The following is a 16,138-nucleotide window of genomic DNA, read 5'->3' on the forward strand; positions in this document are numbered from 1 at the left end:
CGGGGCGGAGCCCCGGCAGGGCCGGCCGCGCCCGCCGAGGCAGCCGCCGCGTCAGCGGCCGTCGCGCGCCTGGGCGCGGGCCGCCCTCGCGAGGTCGTCGCGGGACTCCACGACCAGCCGCCGCAGCGCCGGCGCCGCCGACTCGTGCGCGGCCAGCCACGCGTCCGTCGCGGCGAGCGTCGAGGACGGGTCCTGCAGCGACGGGTACAGGCCCCGCACGACGTCCATCCCGATCTGGATGGACCGCTCCGACCACACCCGCTCGATCGCCTCGAAGTACTTCGGCGTGCAGGGAGCCACCAGCTCCCGCTGCGACGGCTGCACGAAGCCCGCGATCGTCGCCTCGACCAGCGCGTTGGACAGGGTGTCCGACTCGACGACCGCCGCCCACGCCTGGTCCTTGACCGCCGCCGACGGGCGCGACGCCAGGCACCGCACCTCGTGCCGCTTGCCGGACGCGGTGTCGTCCCGTGCCAGCTCCGCCGCGATCGCGGACTCGTCGGCCACCCCGTGCGCGGCGAGCGGCTCCAGGAACGACCAGCGCAGCTCCTGGTCGACGTCCAGGCCGTCGATCTTCACCGTGCCGTCCAGCAGCCTGGTCAGCATCTCGAAGTCCGTGTCGGACGCGGCGACCGACGCGAAGAAGCGGGCCCACGTCAGCTGGTGCTGGCTGCCCGGCTCCGCGGCGTGGAGTTCCCGCAGGGCCCCGGCGGCCAGCAGCCGGCCGCCTTCCTCGCGCCAGGCGGGGGCCGCGTAGTGGACGAGCGCCGACCGGGTCCACGCGTGCAGCATCTGCAGCACACCGATGTCCGACTCGCGTCCGGCGAACCGCAGTACCAGGGCGATGAAGTCCCGCGCCGGCATCAGCGCGTCCCGCGTGAGGTTCCACAGCGCCGACCAGCACAGCGCCCGCGCCAGGGGGTCCGTGATGGAGCCGAGCGACGACCGCAGCGTCTCCAGCGACGCATCGTCGAAGCGGATCTTGCAGTAGGTGAGGTCCTCGTCGTTGACCAGGACCAGGCCGGGCCGATCGGCGCCGGCCAGCTCGGACACGACGGTCCGCGCCCCCGTGACGTCCACCTCGGCGCGCGCGTACCGCACGAGCTCCGTGCCCTCGATCCGGTACAGGCCGACGGCGATCCGGTGCGGCCGCAGGGTGTCGCCGTCCTGGAGCACGGCCAGTTCCGCGAGCCGGCCGTCCTCGCCGTACGAGACCTCCGGTGTCAGCGAGTTGACGCCCGACGTCTCGAGCCAGGACCGCGACCAGGTCTTCATGTCCCGCCCGGAGGTCTCCTCCAGCACGGACAGCAGGTCGCCGAGGCGGGTGTTCCCGTATGCGTGCCGCTTGAAGTAGCGTCGCGCGCCTTCCAGGAACGCGTCCCGCCCCACGTACGCCACCAGCTGCTTGAGCACCGAAGCGCCCTTGGCGTAGGTGATGCCGTCGAAGTTGAGCTTGGCGTCCTCCAGGTCACGGATGTCGGCCGTGACGGGGTGGGTGGACGGCAACTGGTCGGCGCGGTACGCCCACGCCTTGCGGTTGTTGGCGAAGGTGACCCACCCGTTGGTGAAGCGCGTCGCCTCCACCAGCGAGAAGGAGCCCATGAAGTCGGCGAAGGACTCCTTCAGCCACAGGTCGTCCCACCACTGCATGGTGACCAGGTCGCCGAACCACATGTGCGCCATCTCGTGCAGGATGACGTTGGCCCTGCGCTCGTACGACGCCTGCGTCACCTTGCCGCGGAAGACGAACTCCTCGCGGAAGGTCACACAACCCGGGTTCTCCATCGCGCCGATGTTGTACTCGGGCACGAACGCCTGGTCGTACTTGCCGAACGGGTACGGGTAGTCGAAGTGGTCGTGGAAGAAGTCCAGTCCCTGCTTGGTGACGAGGAAGATGTCGTCCGCGTCGAAGTGCCTGGCGAGCCCCTTGCGGCACATGGCGCCCAGCGGGATGCGCAGCACGGTCCCTCCCTCGGAGCCTTCGGCCTGGGAGGTACCTGGGGGAAGCTCGCGCTCGTACACGTCGGTGACGTAGTGGTACGGCCCGGCGACGACCGCCGTGATGTACGTCGAGATCGGCGCGGTCTCCGCGAAGCGCCACACCCCGTCCTCGGCGCGCGCCCCCTCGCGGTTGCTCCAGACCGTCCAGCCCTCGGGGGCCGTCACCTCGAAGCGGAAGGGCGCCTTCAGGTCGGGCTGCTCGAAATTGGCGAAGACCCGGCGGGCGTCGGCCGGCTCGTACTGGGTGTAGAGGTACACCTCGCCGTCCTCGGGGTCGACGAAGCGGTGCAGACCCTCGCCGGTACGGCTGTACGCGCACTGGGCGTCCACGACCAGCACGTTCTCCGCGCCCAGACCGTCGAGCGCGATCCGCGAGCCGTCGAAGACGACGGCCGGGTCCAGCTCCTGGCCGTTGAGGGTGACGGCCGTCACGGCAGGGGCCAGCAGGTCCGCGAACGTCGACGCGCCGGGCTCGGACGTGCGGAAGCGGATCGTGGTCACCGATCGGAACGTGCGAGGCCCGGACGGATCCTCCGGCTCCCCGACGGCGGAACGCACATCGAGGGCCACCTCGTACCCGTCGACGGACAGGAGTCCGGCCCGGGTGCGGGCCTCGTCGCGGGACAGATTCTCACCGGGCACAAGCACTCCTTCGTGTCTCGTTCGAACAGAGGTGATCCTCCCACGGGAATCGCAGGGGCCGGCGGCGGCGTTGCCTCCTGGGAGGCGCGCTGGGCGCCACCCCTTCTCGAGGAGTGATATGTCGCACAACGGCAAGACGCCCGTGGACTTCTGGTTCGACCCGCTGTGCCCGTGGGCCTGGATGACCTCCCGCTGGATGCTCGAGGTCGAGAAGGTCCGCGACGTCGAGGTGCGCTGGCATGTGATGAGCCTCGCCGTCCTCAACGAGGACAAGCTGGACGAGCTCCCCGAGGAGTACCGCGACATGCTGGAGAACAAGGCGTGGGGCCCGGTGCGGGTCGTCGTCGCCGCCCAGCAGGAGCACGGCGACGAGGTCGTCGGCAAGCTCTACACCGCGCTCGGCACCCGCTTCCACAACGAGGGCCGGGGCCCCGTCCGTGAGGCCGTCGTCGATGCGCTCAAGGACGTCGGCCTGCCCACCTCCCTCGCCGACTTCGCGGACAAGGGCACCTACGACGCCGAGCTGCGCGCCTCCCACAAGGAGGGCATCGAGAAGGTCGGTCAGGAAGTCGGCACGCCGGTCATCGCCGTGCCCGGCGCCGAAGGCGAGCAGATCGCCTTCTTCGGCCCGGTCGTCACCCCCGCCCCCAAGGGCGAGGAGGCGGCCAAGCTCTGGGACGGCACGCTGATGGTGGCGTCGATCCCGGGCTTCTACGAGATCAAGCGCACGCGCACCCAAGGGCCGATTTTCGACTGACCCGCCCCATGTGCGAAAAACCGAGTGCCCCCGCGAGTCATGTCCTCGCGGGGGCACTCCTTCTTCCGCCTGCCCGGTGAAGGTTGAGAAGACGATCACGAGCAGGACGTCTCCCGGATGTCCGGGTCAGGGGGCGATCAGCGGCGTGCGGTCCTTCGCCTCGGCGTAGCGCTTCGCCACGTCCTGCCAGTTCACGACCTGCCACATCGCGTCGATGAAGTCGACCTTCTGGTTCTTGTACTGGAGATAGAAGGCGTGCTCCCAGGCGTCGAAGACCAGGATCGGCACCGTGCCCTGGCCGACGTTGCCCTGGTGGTCGTAGACCTGCTCGACGATCAGCCGGCCGCTGACCGGCTCGTACGCCAGCACGCCCCAACCGGAACCCTGCGTCGTCGCCGACGCCTTGGTCAGCTGGGCCTTGAACTTGGCGAACGAGCCGAACGACTCGGCGATGGCGTCCGCGAGGTCGCCCACGCCGTCCTTCTCCAGCGGCTCGCCGCCACCGTCGCCGGTCATGTTGTGCCAGTAGATGCTGTGCAGGATGTGGCCGGAGAGATGGAACGCGAGGTTCTTCTCCAGCCCGTTGATCGAGCCCCAGGCCTCCTTGTCGCGCGCCTCCTCGAGCTGCTCGAGCGTGTCGTTGGCGCCCTTCACGTACGCGGCGTGGTGCTTGTCGTGGTGGAGCTCGATGATCTCCGGGTTGATGACCGGCTCGAGCGCCGCGTAGTCGTACGGAAGTTCAGGAAGCGTGTAGATGGCCATGGTCCGGTGGTCCCTCCGACTGCCAACGGCTTATTGCAAACCTTATGCAACTGCACGTTAGCAGCAGAAGAGTGCGTTGTTGATCAGGCGTTGGTCCTAGGTCCCGGCCTCAGCCCTGCGCCTGGCCCAGGTGCTCACGGCGCGCGATCACCGCCAGGTCCGGGAAGTCGGTGACCACCGCGTCCACGCCGAGCCCGTAGTGCAGCGCGTACTCGGCGAAGGCGTCGCCGAAGGCGTTCGGGTCGGTGCCCCGGCGCAGCGGGGCCGGCAGGAACTGGTTCTCCGCGCGGAACGTGTACGCGCCCACCTTGAGCCCGGCCGCGTGCGCGTCGGCGAGCAGCGGCGACGGCGCGACGACGGACGACTTGTCGGGCCCGATCCAGTCCGCGTACTCGGCGATCTCCCGCAGCCCCTCCGGCGTCATCATCCGGGCGTACGTACGGTCGTGGCCGAAGGGGCCGCCACTGGTGCCGAGCGCCTGCCACAGCGGGATCCGAAGCCTCGCCCGCGCCACCCGCAGCAGGCTGGACGGCTCGAAGGACTGGATGACGCACTCGCGGGCGTCGAGCCGGTTCCGGCGCACGACGCGCACCAGTTCCTCCTCCAGCGGCAGCCCGACGGAGCGGAAGTACGACGGGTGCTTCGTCTCGGGGAACACGGCGATGCGGCGGCCGTGCTCCTTCGACAGGTCGCGGGCGAGGTCCACGACCTCCTGGAACGTCATGACCTGCTCGCGGCCGTCGAAGACGGTGTTGCGGTTGCGCACCAGCGGCAGCCGCTCCACCGCACGCAGCGTCTTCAGCTCGGCGAGCGTGAAGTCCTCGGTGAACCAGCCGGTCACCGCGCGGCCGTCGACGGTCTTCGTGGTGCGGCGGTCCGCGAACTCCGGCCGCCGGGCGACGTCCGTGGTCCCCGATATCTCGTTCTCGTGCCGTACGACCAGCACATGGTCCTTGGTCGGCACGAGGTCGGGCTCGATCCAGTCGGCCCCCGCCTGCACGGCGGCGGTGTACGAGGCGACGGTGTGCTCGGGCCGCCAGCCGGCCGAGCCGCGGTGGCCGATCACCAGTGGGCCTTCGGGTCGGTGCCCGTCGGCGCGGGCGGCGCCGGCGGCGCCCGCGCCGACGGGAAACGCGGAGACGGCGGCGGCCGCCCCGGCAGCGAGCAGTACGGAGCGGCGTCCTGGCAGTGCGGGCATACGGGCTCCCTGTCGAAGGTCTCGGGTACGAGGTGGCGGGCGCTGCGCACAGGCTCGTCACACGCCGATTGCTTCCCGGCGGCTGCCGGGTGGCAGTGCGAGGTCCGGTCAGGTCAGGCGCGCCCGCGAGCGGGCCGCCGCCAGCCGGTCGAGGTGCTCCTCGTAGGCCTTGGCGTAGTACGCGGCCCGCTTCGGGTCCGGCGCGACGACGGCCGTGGGGGCCGTCCAGGCAGCGGCGTCCAGCTCGACCCCGTGCCGCCGGGCGGAGGCCAGGACCGCGCCGCGGGCACCCACTTCGCCCTCCACGATGCGCAGTTCACGTCCGAGGGCGTCGGCGAACAGCCGCATCCAGGCGGGGGAGCGGGTGCCGCCGCCGCAGATCGCGAGGGAACCGGTCAGGCCCGCCGCCTCCAGGCAGTGCCGGGCGGCGAAGGCGATGCCCTCGCAGGTCGCACGGATCAGGTCGGCCCTGGTGGACTCCAGGCTGACGCCGGAGAGTTCGGCGCGCAGACGGGGTTCGACGAACGGGGCGCGTTCGCCCGACGGGGCGAAGTACGGCAGCACCCGTACGCCGTGCGCGCCGGGCGGGGTTTCGGCCAGCAGCGCGTCGACGTCCGCGTGCCGTACGCCGGTGGTGGTGAGCACCCAGTCGAGGGCGGCCGTGCCCACCATGGCGGGCATCGCGCGCAGGAAGTGCCCCGGACGGTCGGTCGAGATGTAGAGGCCCGCGGGCTCGCCGGCCAGATCGACCTCGCGGGTCGCGACGAGCGAGGCCAGGCAGGTGCCGACGATCAGCAGGCCGTCGTCCGGCTCGGTCACCCCCGCGCCGAGCGCGCAGGCGGGCAGATCGTAGGGGCCGTTGGCGATCGGAGACCCCGACGGCAGGGTGCCGGTGGCGAGCGGGTCGCTGACGGGGGCGAGCAGCGAGCGCCGGTGGGTGAGGCCGAGGGTGTCGACGACGTCGTCCGCGTAGCGGCGGGAATGCGGCTCGAGGAACGGCATCGACGCGTCGGAGACATCCGTGGCACGGACGCCGGTCAGCCGCTGGAACACCATGTCCTTGCAGTACAGGGCGGTGGCGGCGGCATCCAGTGACTGCGGCTCGTGGCGCTCCAGCCAGGCCAGCACGGGCCCCGGGCAACCGGGGAACATCGCGCTGCCTGTGCGCCGGAAGACCGTCTCGAAGACGCCCGACGCGAGCCATTCGCCGACGAGTTCATGGGCGCGGCCGTCCATCCAGGAGATCGCCGGGCGTACGGGGCGGCCTTCGGCGTCGACCAGCCACACGCCGTCGCCCTGGCCGGTGAGCCCCACCAGTTCGACGGGGCGCCCGTCGGACGTCAGGGCGTTCAGGACCTCCTCGACCGCTGCGAACACCTCGTCCATGTCCTGCTCGACATGACCGCCGCGGATCTCCAGACTCACCGGTCGTGACTCGACGGCCAGCGCCGCGCCGGTGGCGTCGAAGGCCGCGGCCTTCACCATGGACGTGCCCACATCGATGCCGATGAACATGCGGCGGTTCTCCTCACGTCGGGCTCGCGTGCGGGCCGGACCGGCCTCGGGCCCGGCCGGGGTCGGTTCAGGTCAAACAGTGCGCGAGCGGCTCCCCTCGCGCATAGCGCTCCACCTCCGCCGCCGCGATCGCCGCCGCCTTGTGGGCCACGGCCCTGCTTGCGCCGCCCAGATGCGGCGTGAGCACCAGGTTCGGTGTCTTCAGGAGCCGGGAGCCGGGCGCCGGCGGCTCCTGCTCGTAGGTGTCCAGCGCGGCGGCCGCCAGCTGCCCGCCGTCCAGGGCGTCGCAGAGGGCGTCGGTGCGTACCAGCCCGCCGCGCGCCGCGTTCACCAGCACGGAACCCCTCGGCATCAGCGCCAGTTCGCGGGCGCCGATCAGCCCCCGGGTCTCCGGTGTCAGCCGTGCGTGCAGCGTCACGACGCGGGAGCGGGCCAGCAGTGAGTCCAAAGAGGGGGCGCGCATGCCGTGCACATCGCCGCGCACATACGGGTCGTACACCTCCACCTCCGCACCGAACGCCGACAGCACCCGGGCGACCCGGCTGCCGACCGCGCCGTAGCCGATCAGCCCCACGGGGGTGTCCTCCAGCTCGGGACCGCACCGCTCGTACGTGTAGTACGACGCGTCCCACAAGGCCCGCCGGGCCAGGGAGTCGTGCGCGTCCGGGATGCCGCGCAGGGCGGCCAGCATCAGCCCGATCGTGAACTCGGCGGTCGCCGCGGCATTGCGCCCCGGCGCGAAGCAGACCCGTACGCCCCTGGCCCGCGCTGCCGCGACGTTCACGTTCACCGGCCCGCCGCGGCACACGGCGATCATCCGCAGGGCGGGCGCGGCGGCCAGCACCCGCTCGGTGAACGGCGCCATCTGGGTCACGCACACCTCGACGCCGTCGAGGGCCTCGATCAGCGCGTCCTCGGCGTCGCTCGCCTCGTCGACCTCGGCGACCTTCCCGAACGGCTCCAGCGGCCAGGGCAGGGAGAGTTCGGACAGGTGCAGGGCCGTGTCATCGAGCCTGCGGCGCAGAGCCTCGGCGATGAGCGTGTTGAGGACAAAATGGTCACCGGCAGCCAGGACCTTCATTGCAGGGCGTCTCCCGTCTCGGCGTCGAAGACATGCGTGAGCCGGCGGTCGGCGGTCACATGGACGGCCGCGCCGCGTTCAAGGCGGACCTCGGGTCCGGTCTGCACCACGAGCGGCCGGTCCACACCCACCAGGGCGAGTGTGGCGATACCCGCCTCCAGCAGCGGCTCATGGGCGCTGACGGTGGCCCGCACTCCGTCGTCCGTCAGACGCAGATCCTCGGGCCGCACGCCGAGCACCACCGAGCGGCCGGCCGGCAGCGGCCGTGGCAGCGGCATGCGCACCGCCTCGGAGAGCCGTAGCCCGTCGTCCTCGACGACGCCCGGCAGCAGGTTCATCGCGGGCTCGCCGACGAAGTCCGCGACGAACAGGTTCGCGGGCGCGTCGTAGATCTCCTGCGGGGTGCCCAGCTGCTGGATCACACCGTCGTTCATCACCGCGATCCGGTCGGCCAACGACAACGCCTCCTCCTGGTCGTGGGTGACCAGGATCGTCGTGTGCCCCAGGTCTTTCTGGATCCGCTTGAGTTCGCGGCGGGTCGTGTCGCGCTGCCCGGCGTCCAGATGGGACAGGGGCTCGTCGAGCAGCAGCACGTCCGGCTCCCTGATCAGCGCCCGGGCCAGCGCGACCCGCTGCTTCTGGCCGCTGGAGAGCCCGGCGGGGCGGGCTGCCAGCAACGCGGAGATGCCGATGCGTTCCGCCATGGCGGTCACCCGGCGCGCGATCTCGGCCCGGCCGAAGCGGCGTCGCGCGGACAGGCCGAAGGCGAGGTTCTCCGCGACCGTCAGCGGCGGATAGAGCGCGTAGTTCTCGAACGCGACCCCGATGTTGCGCCGCTGCGCGGGCAGGTGGACCACGGACGTGCCGCCCACCCGGATGTCGCCGGCGGTGACCTGCTCAAGACCCGCGATCATCCGCAGTGTCGTGGACTTGCCGCAGCCCGACGGGCCGAGCAGCCCCAGCAGCTCGCCGGAGCGCAGCCGCAGATCGATGCCGCGCACCGCGTCGACCGACGGCCGCCCTCTGGCGGCGTACGTCTTGCGCAGCTCGTGCAGGGCCAGTTCAGTCATGGCCGGTCACCGCCCACCTCGCAGACCTGGTAGGGGACCTTGTGCTCGTCGAGCTCGCGCAGGGCGTCGGCCGGCGCGCCGCCGTCGACGAGCACCAGGTCGAAACGGGAGAGCGGGGCGAGCCGGTGCAGCGCCACCCGGCCCAGCTTGGAGTGGTCGAGGAGCAGCACGTTCTTCGCGGCCGAGTCGAGCATGGCGCGCTTCACCGACACGATGTGCTGCTCCTGGTGGTAGGCGAAGCCGCCGGAGACGGCGGAGGTGGAGGTGAAGCAGATGTCGACCTGCAGCGACTGGACGGCCTCCACGCAGGACACGCCGAGGAAGGAGGAGTGCAGCGGGTCGTAGTCGCCGCCGAGCGCCATCAGATGGATGCCGCGTTCGGTGGAGAGCAGGGTCAGCGCCTCGAGGAAGTTGGTGACGACGGTCAGCGGGGTGATCGCGCCGAGCCGGCGGGCGATCTCCAGCGTGGAGGTCGAGTCGTCGAGCATCACGGCCATGCCGGGCTCGATGAGGGTGAGCGCGTGTGCGGCGACGGCCGCCTTCTCCTCCCGCATCGTCTTCAGCCGGTAGGCGACGTTCGACTCGAACACGCCGGACGGCTGGGCGGTCACGCCACCACGGAACTTCCGTACGATCCCCTGGCGTTCGAGTTCGTCCAGGTCGCGGTGGATGGTCATCAGGCTGACGTCGAACCGTTCCGCGAGCTCGGCCGCGGTTCCCTCGCCCTGGGCGAGGACGTATTCGGCTATCGCCGCCTGGCGGGGAGCGGGGCCGCGCTGCGCTTGGGTGCTCATGAGATGTTTCCTTCGATCCTTCGTCCTGGTCCCTGCGGCCCGTCGGCCTCGAACAGCAGCAGGTTCTCAGGCCGTGCGGCCAGCCGGACAGGATCGTCGGGCCGCATCCCCGCGGCCTCGGCCCGCGGCACGACGAGCGACACGTGTTGCGCGCCGATGCGGACGGTGACCTCGACGGCCCGGCCGAGCGTCTCGATGACGTAGACGGTGCCGGTGAGCCGGAAGCCGGAGGAGCCGGAGCCGTCGAGCCCCAGGTCACGCGGTCGTACGCCCAGCTGTATGGGCGTGCCGGCGGGCGCTGCCACCCGCGGCGCGCCCTCGCAGTCGCCGTCCACCGCCCGGAAACTTCCGTCGCCGCCCACCGTGCCCGGCAGCAGATTGATCCGCGGCCGGCCGAACGACCGGGCGACGAAGGTGTCGTGGGGCCGGTGCCAGATGTCCTCGCGCGCCCCGCTCTGCACGATCCGCCCGTCCCTGATCACCCCGATCCGGTCACCGAGCGCCAGCGCCTCCACCGAGTCATGGGTGACGTACAGGGTGGTCGTGCGCTGCACGGCGCCGATCGCTTTGAGCTCGGCGCGCATCGCCTGGCGCAGTTTGGCGTCCAGGTGGGAGAGCGGCTCGTCGAGCAGGAACGCACGGGCCGGCCGGACCAGCACCCGGCCGAGGGCCACCCGCTGGCGCTGCCCGTTCGACAGTTCGCCCACCGGGCGGTCCAGCAAGGATGCGATGCCGAGCAGCCCGGCGATCTCCCCGATCCGCTCGCGGGCCCGGTCCGCGGGGAGGCGGTGGCGCGGCGAGCGGAGTGGGGAGGCGAGATTGTCGTAGGCGGTCCGGTGCGGATACAGGGCGTACGACTCGAAGCACATCGCCACGCCCCGGTCGTACGGCTCGACGCCCGTCATGTCCTCGCCGTCGAGCTCGACACGGCCGGCCGTGGGCTGTTCGAGACCCGCGACGGTCTTGAGGGTGGTCGTCTTGCCCGCGCCCGACGGGCCGAGCAGACAGTAGAACTCACCCGGCGCGACCTCCAGTTCGAGACCGTCCAGGGCCACGTTGCGCCCGTACGTCTTGCTGACGCCTCTCAGCGCGATCGCGGGCGCGTCCGTCCCGGTGGGTGCCGTCATGACTTCACCGCCCCGAAGGACAGCCCGCGCACCAGATAGCGCTGGATGGTGAGGGCGAGCAGCAGCGGCGGGACGACCGAGACCAGCGCGGCGGCGGCCGTGAGGTTGTACTTGGGGCGGTCGCCGCCGAGGAAGGACAGCGCTCCGACCGTCACGGTCTGTGCCTGTGACGAGGTGAGGATCAACGGGAAGACGAAGTTGTTCCAGGCGAAGATGAACGCGAGCAGCGACACGGCCGCGATCCCCGGCTTCACCAGCGGCAGCGCCACCTTGAAGAACGCCTGCTTGCGGGTGTAGCCGTCGAGCAGCGCGGCCTGCTCCAGCTCCGGGGAGAGGTCGGAGAAGTACGAGCGCATGATCCAGACGATCAGCGGCAGCGTGACCAGCTGGAGCACCCACACCATGCCGACGTACGTGTCGAAGAGCCCGAGCTGCTGATACAGCACGAACAGCGGGATGATCACGGTGAGTTCGGGGGCGAAGCGGAAGGAGAGCAGCGTGAACATCAGGTTCTCGGAGCCCTTGAAACGCCAGCGGGCGGCGGCGTAGGCGGCAGGCAGTCCGATCGCCAGGGACAGCAGCACCGCGCCCAGCGACACCACGAGGCTGTTGACGAAGAACCGCACGAACGGCACGCCCTGGTCGTCGCCCGCGCCCAGGACCGTGCGGTACGAGTCGAGCGTCGGTGTGAAGGAGAAGTAGGTACTGAACAGCTCCTCCGCCGGCTTCAACGACAGGATCACCATCCAGGCGACCGGGAACAGCGCGAAGACGAAGTAGAGGATCAGCGCGCCGTCCGCCGCGACGGCGACGAGCCTGCGCTTTCGGGTTCCACGATCGGTTCTCACTCGGTCACCTCCGCCGCGCGGCTGTTGATCCGGCCGAGATAGCGCACCAGCACCATGGCCGCGAGGTAGACCACCGCCCAGAGCACGATGGTGTAGCTGATGCCGAAGGAGTAGCGCTGGAAGCGGATCGCCTCCAGGTACGCGCGGATCTGCAGGACCACCGTCGAGTCGCCGGGACCGCCCTCGGTGAGTGCGTAGATGATGTCGAAGACCTTCAGCGAGTCCATGAACCGGAAGATCACCGCGACCAGGACGTACGGCCACAGCATCGGCAGGGTCAGCTTGCGGAAGGTGAACCACCAGTTCGCGCCGTCGACGGCGGCGGCCTCGAACGGCGAGCTGGGCAGGGAGCGCAGCCCGGCGAGCGCCAGGATCGCCACGAACGGCGTGTACACCCAGGTGTCCACGGCGATCGAGGTGAGCAGCGCGCCGGTCGGGGTGTCCGTCCACTGCACCCCGCCGAGCCCGAAGGGCTTCAGCAGGTGGTTGATGACACCGACGGACGGCTGGAGCATCAGCTTCCACATGATCGCGGCGATGACCGGCGCGATCATCAGCGGCAGGATGAGGATCTTCTCCAGTACCCGGCCCACCAGGGAGGAGCGGTGCAGCAGCAGCGCCACCCCGACCCCGAGCACCGTCTCGACGGCCGCCGCGCCCACCGCGTACAGCAGGGTGACCCGCGCCGAGTCCCAGAAGGCGCTCTGCGCGAAGATCCGCCGGTAGTTCTCCAGGCCGACCACGTCGGGCACCGGCTTGCTCGCCGAGAAGTCGAAGACCGTGTAGTAGAGGCCGAGTCCGAACGGGTAGAGGATGCCGCCGGTCAGCAGCAGCGCGGGCACGATCAGCAGATACGGACGCAGCGAGCGGCGCCAGCCGGGCACGCTGCGCGCCGCTCGCTTCACCTCCTCGCGTGAGGCCGCCCCGTGGCCGGTCTCCGACAGCGAGGACACCTGTCAGCCCACCTTCGACGCCAGGTCGCCGGCGAGGCCGTTCAGTACGGAGGCGGCGTTCTTGCCGCCGTAGATCTCCTGGAGCGCGGCGGCCCAGCTGGTCGTCGCGTCGAAGAACTGCTGCTGCGGAGTGAACTGGATCTTCGTCTGGTCGACGACCGTCTCGAAGGTCTCGATGAAGCCGGGGATCGCCTTCATCTTGTCCTTGTAGGCGGCGTCCTGACTGACCGACTGCCGCACCGGGTCGATGTGGTTGTAGCGCACAGCGCCCTTGAGCAGATGCTCCTTGCCGGTCGCCCACTGCAGGAACAGCCAGGCCGGCAGCTTGTTCTTCGACTTGGCGTTCATGCCGAGCGACCAGATCCACATGTTGGTGGCGAGCGAACCGCCGGGGCCCTTCGGGCCGGGGTGGAAGGCGATCTTCCCGGAGGCGGGGGAGGCGCCCTTCACAGCCTGGAAGTAGGCGGCGGTGTCGGCGTCGAACAGCATTCCCGCCTTCTTCGCACCGAGGTCGCTGGAGCACTGGTACCAGGTGTACGAGGTCCAGGACGGCGGGCCGCCCTTCTTGACCATCTCGGCCCAGTCCCGGGTGAAGGCGATCGCCTCCGGCGAGTTCATCGCGGGCTTCACCTTGCCGCCTTCGACGGTGAAGTCCTTGAGGCCGTTGCGGGCGTACATCGTCATGAAGCCGGGGTGGATGGTGGCCCAGCTGCGCGATCCGCGCACCGCGACCCCGTACATCCCGTCGAAGCCCGCGCCCGGAGCCTTGCGCTTGATGGTCCCGGCCAGCTCGCGCAGTTCGTCGAAGGACTCGGCGGGCCTCAGGCCGAGCTTGTCGAACACCTCGGTGTTGTAGGCGACCACATTGGTCTCCCAGCCCCACGGCAGCGCATACTGCCCGCCCTGGCCGAGCGGGGCGCCGGCCTGCAGGGACCACTGGTCGGCCTGCAGCAGGTTGGGGAAGAAGTCCGCCTGGTCCCATTCGGCCCCGGTCGCGGACGCGTTGCGCATCCACGGCCCGAGGTCCTCCAGCCATCCGGGCGGTCCGTACTGCCACACCATGTACGCGCCGAGCATGAAGACGTCGTAGGACGCGCGGCCGCTGGAGAGGTCGACGGTGAGCTTGTCGAAGTAGTTGTCCTCCGGGAAGACGTCGTACTCGACCTTGATGCCGGTCCTCTCGGTGAACGACTTCAGGTCCGCGATCAGCGCGTCCGTGTACGGGTGCTTGTTGAGCAGCGCCTTGACCGTCTTGCCGTCGGCCCGCTTCCAGTCGAAGGACCCCGTGACGTCGTCGGCCGCCGAGCCGTCGCCCTGCTTCTTGTCCTCGCCGAAGCCGGCACCGCACGCGGTGAGCAGCGGCGCCGCTGAGGCCGCAGCCGTCAGGGCGAGAAACCGCCGCCGGTCGTGTCCGCGCATGTCCATCCCGACCTCCGCAGTGTCTTCTGGGGCGCTCCCGGCCCCTGGCAGGGGAGCTTCGAAACACGTTCAGCCGACTGGTTAACAGAGGTTGTAACAGCGCCAGTTGGGCGTCAATCCCTCGCGCAACGGAAATTCTCGGTGCACAGTGAGAACTTCACAGAAGGAGTCGGTATGTGGATGGGAATCGATCTCGGCACACAGGGCGCCCGTGCGGTGCTCGCCACCGACGACGGGGACGTCCTCGGCAGCGGGTCCGCCCCGCTGACCGGCAGACGCGACGGCGTGTGCCACGAACAGTCACCGCAGGACTGGTGGACCGCCGTCTGCGCCGCCACCCGCGAGGCCCTGCGCGACCGGCCGGGCCCGCGCGCCCTCGCCGTCTGCTCCACCTCGGGGACGGTGCTGCTCTGCGACGCCGCCGGCCGGCCGCTCACCCCGGCCCTGATGTACGACGACGGCCGCGCGCCCGGGCGCGGCCCCGGCAAAGCGCAATGGCTCCTGCGGCGCCACGGCACCGGGGAGGGCGCCCGTGTCACTCACCAGGCCGACCTGATCGTCTCCCGCCTGGCGGGGCGCCCACTGCCCACGGACGCGAGCCACGCCCTGAAGACCGGCTACGACCCCGAGTCCGGCGCCTTCGGCGACGGGGACCTGCCGGACGGGGTGCTGCCCGATGTGGTCCGCTCGGGCAGCAGCCTCGGCCAGGTGTGCCGGGCGGCCGAGGAGGAGACCGGCATCCCCGAGGGCACCCTGATCGTGGCGGGCATGACCGACGGCTGCGCCGCACAGATCGCCTCCGGCTCGCTCGCCGTCGGCTCCTGGAACTCGGTCCTCGGCACCACGCTCGTCCTCAAGGGGGTCACCGCCGAGCCCCTGCGCGACCCGGCCGGGGTGGTCTACAACCACCTTTCACCCGACGGGAGCTGGCTGCCGGGCGGAGCGTCCGGCGTCGGCGGCGGAGCGCTGCGCACCGCCTTCCCGGACGCGGACCCGGCCCGCCTCGATCTCCTTGCGCAGGCCCACGAGCCGGCGGGCGCCGTCGCCTACCCGCTGGCCTCGAGCGGCGAGCGCTTCCCGTTCCTCGCCCCCGACGCCGAGGCCTTCCTGCTCGGCAGCCCCGCGTCCGATGCCGACCACTGGGCGGCCCTCCTGCAGGGCGTGGGCCTGGCCGAACGGCTCTGCCTGGACTACCTCGACCACCTCGGCGCGCCCCTGCACGGACGGCTGACCTTTACCGGCGGGGCGGTGCGCAGCGCCTACTGGACCCGGCTGCGCGCCGACATCTTGGGCCGAGCCGTGCACATCCCCCGCTCGGCGGAACCGGCGCTCGGCATGGCTGTCCTGGCGGCGTACGGGGCGGGCGGCGCCCCCACGCTGGCCGCCGCCGCCACGCGGATGGTCCGGCCGGACCATGTGGTGACCCCGCGCCGCAGCGACCGCTTCACCGAGCCGTATCTGACGATGGTGGGCGAACTGGAGCGGCGCGGCTGGCTGCCCGAGCCGGTCGCCGCGCACGCCCGGGCCCGTACGGAGGAGAACGCGTGACCGCCACCCTGCTGCTCGCACGCCACGGCCAGACCGTCTGGCACGCGGAGAACCGCTACGCGGGCGTCAGCGACATCGCCCTGACCGACGAGGGACGCCGCCAGGCCGAAGCCCTCGGCGCCTGGGCGGGCCGGTACCCGGTGGACGCGATCTGGACGTCCACCGTCTCCCGGGCGATCGAGACCGCGGAACCCGCCTGCCGGGCCCTTCGCCTCCTGCCGCGGCGCGAGCACGGCCTGCGCGAATGCGACTTCGGGGTGTTGGAGGGGCGCACCCTGGCCGAGTTCGCGGCAGAGGACCCCAAGGCGGCCGAGGCCTTCCGCGCGGACCCCGTGGCCCACCCGTTCCCGGACGCGGAGGAGCCCAAGGCGGAGAACGTCGAGGACGACCTCGACGGCTACAAGGGACAGGCCAAGGCCGTCG

General features: G+C 71.0%; 14 protein-coding genes. 3 read left to right on the top strand and 11 right to left on the bottom strand.

Annotation, left to right across the window (positions count from 1 at the left end):
- Positions 1-51: 51 nt before the first annotated feature.
- Complete coding sequence (gene pepN, locus ABZ070_RS26715; protein ID WP_356637880.1) at positions 52-2,643, bottom strand: aminopeptidase N; 2,592 nt, start codon at positions 2,641-2,643, stop codon at positions 52-54.
- A gap of 118 nt (positions 2,644-2,761) precedes the next feature.
- Between pepN and ABZ070_RS26720 the strand changes: the two genes are divergently transcribed.
- Positions 2,762-3,400, top strand: coding sequence for a DsbA family protein (locus tag ABZ070_RS26720; protein WP_356637881.1), 639 nt, complete (start codon positions 2,762-2,764; stop codon positions 3,398-3,400).
- Between the two features lie 126 nt (positions 3,401-3,526).
- Here ABZ070_RS26720 and ABZ070_RS26725 read toward each other — a convergent pair whose 3' ends face one another.
- The 10 genes from ABZ070_RS26725 to ABZ070_RS26770 all read right to left on the bottom strand — a co-directional run bounded on the left by ABZ070_RS26725 (position 3,527) and on the right by ABZ070_RS26770 (position 14,173).
- The gene (locus ABZ070_RS26725; RefSeq protein WP_356637882.1) at positions 3,527-4,162 is read right to left on the bottom strand and encodes a superoxide dismutase; all 636 of its coding nucleotides are present in this window, start codon (positions 4,160-4,162) and stop codon (positions 3,527-3,529) included.
- Positions 4,163-4,271: 109 nt separating this feature from the next.
- Positions 4,272-5,360, bottom strand: coding sequence for a glycerophosphodiester phosphodiesterase family protein (locus ABZ070_RS26730; RefSeq protein ID WP_356637883.1), 1,089 nt, complete (start codon positions 5,358-5,360; stop codon positions 4,272-4,274).
- A gap of 108 nt (positions 5,361-5,468) precedes the next feature.
- A complete protein-coding gene (locus ABZ070_RS26735) occupies positions 5,469-6,875 on the bottom strand; it encodes an FGGY-family carbohydrate kinase (protein ID WP_356637884.1) in 1,407 nt (468 codons plus the stop codon).
- A gap of 67 nt (positions 6,876-6,942) precedes the next feature.
- Positions 6,943-7,956 (bottom strand): 2-hydroxyacid dehydrogenase, encoded by a 1,014-nt coding sequence (locus ABZ070_RS26740; RefSeq protein ID WP_356637885.1) that lies wholly within the window; start codon positions 7,954-7,956, stop codon positions 6,943-6,945.
- On the bottom strand, positions 7,953-9,026 hold the full coding sequence (locus tag ABZ070_RS26745; protein WP_356637886.1) for an ABC transporter ATP-binding protein: 1,074 nt from the start codon (positions 9,024-9,026) through the stop codon (positions 7,953-7,955). The genes ABZ070_RS26740 and ABZ070_RS26745 overlap by 4 nt, the downstream gene beginning before the upstream one ends.
- Entirely contained in the window at positions 9,023-9,820 is a 798-nt protein-coding gene (locus tag ABZ070_RS26750) for a DeoR/GlpR family DNA-binding transcription regulator (RefSeq protein ID WP_356637887.1), read from the bottom strand. Before ABZ070_RS26750 ends, ABZ070_RS26745 begins: the two co-directional genes overlap by 4 nt.
- Entirely contained in the window at positions 9,817-10,947 is a 1,131-nt protein-coding gene (locus ABZ070_RS26755) for an ABC transporter ATP-binding protein (RefSeq protein WP_356637888.1), read from the bottom strand. The genes ABZ070_RS26750 and ABZ070_RS26755 overlap by 4 nt, the downstream gene beginning before the upstream one ends.
- Positions 10,944-11,795: a carbohydrate ABC transporter permease gene (locus tag ABZ070_RS26760; protein WP_356637889.1), complete on the bottom strand. Its 852-nt coding sequence runs from the start codon at positions 11,793-11,795 to the stop codon at positions 10,944-10,946. Before ABZ070_RS26760 ends, ABZ070_RS26755 begins: the two co-directional genes overlap by 4 nt.
- Positions 11,792-12,748, bottom strand: coding sequence for a sugar ABC transporter permease (locus tag ABZ070_RS26765; RefSeq protein ID WP_356637890.1), 957 nt, complete (start codon positions 12,746-12,748; stop codon positions 11,792-11,794). The genes ABZ070_RS26760 and ABZ070_RS26765 overlap by 4 nt, the downstream gene beginning before the upstream one ends.
- Before the next feature lie 3 nt (positions 12,749-12,751).
- Positions 12,752-14,173 carry a sugar ABC transporter substrate-binding protein gene (locus tag ABZ070_RS26770; RefSeq protein ID WP_356637891.1) on the bottom strand — a complete coding sequence of 474 codons (1,422 nt, stop codon included), beginning with the start codon at positions 14,171-14,173 and terminating at the stop codon, positions 12,752-12,754.
- Positions 14,174-14,341: 168 nt separating this feature from the next.
- Here ABZ070_RS26770 and ABZ070_RS26775 point away from each other — a divergent pair, with 168 nt between their 5' ends.
- Together ABZ070_RS26775 and ABZ070_RS26780 are read left to right on the top strand one after the other, a co-directional pair.
- Positions 14,342-15,715, top strand: coding sequence for an FGGY-family carbohydrate kinase (locus tag ABZ070_RS26775; RefSeq protein WP_356637892.1), 1,374 nt, complete (start codon positions 14,342-14,344; stop codon positions 15,713-15,715).
- Positions 15,712-16,138: histidine phosphatase family protein (locus ABZ070_RS26780; protein WP_356637893.1), on the top strand; the 427-nt coding region annotated here is incomplete at its 3' end. The genes ABZ070_RS26775 and ABZ070_RS26780, both read left to right, overlap by 4 nt.

Origin of the sequence: Streptomyces sp. NPDC006283 (assembly GCF_040613325.1) — a bacterium.
Classification (GTDB): Bacteria; Actinomycetota; Actinomycetes; order Streptomycetales; family Streptomycetaceae; genus Streptomyces.

Coding starts and splice junctions, on each gene's coding strand:
- ABZ070_RS26740 (WP_356637885.1), bottom strand. CDS start 7,956: ATGAAGGTCCTGGCTGCCGGTGACCATTTTGTCCTCAACACGCTCATC.
- ABZ070_RS26770 (WP_356637891.1), bottom strand. CDS start 14,173: ATGGACATGCGCGGACACGACCGGCGGCGGTTTCTCGCCCTGACGGCT.
- ABZ070_RS26750 (WP_356637887.1), bottom strand. CDS start 9,820: ATGAGCACCCAAGCGCAGCGCGGCCCCGCTCCCCGCCAGGCGGCGATA.
- ABZ070_RS26720 (WP_356637881.1), top strand. CDS start 2,762: ATGTCGCACAACGGCAAGACGCCCGTGGACTTCTGGTTCGACCCGCTG.
- ABZ070_RS26730 (WP_356637883.1), bottom strand. CDS start 5,360: ATGCCCGCACTGCCAGGACGCCGCTCCGTACTGCTCGCTGCCGGGGCG.
- ABZ070_RS26755 (WP_356637888.1), bottom strand. CDS start 10,947: ATGACGGCACCCACCGGGACGGACGCGCCCGCGATCGCGCTGAGAGGC.
- ABZ070_RS26725 (WP_356637882.1), bottom strand. CDS start 4,162: ATGGCCATCTACACGCTTCCTGAACTTCCGTACGACTACGCGGCGCTC.
- ABZ070_RS26735 (WP_356637884.1), bottom strand. CDS start 6,875: ATGTTCATCGGCATCGATGTGGGCACGTCCATGGTGAAGGCCGCGGCC.
- ABZ070_RS26775 (WP_356637892.1), top strand. CDS start 14,342: ATGTGGATGGGAATCGATCTCGGCACACAGGGCGCCCGTGCGGTGCTC.
- ABZ070_RS26745 (WP_356637886.1), bottom strand. CDS start 9,026: ATGACTGAACTGGCCCTGCACGAGCTGCGCAAGACGTACGCCGCCAGA.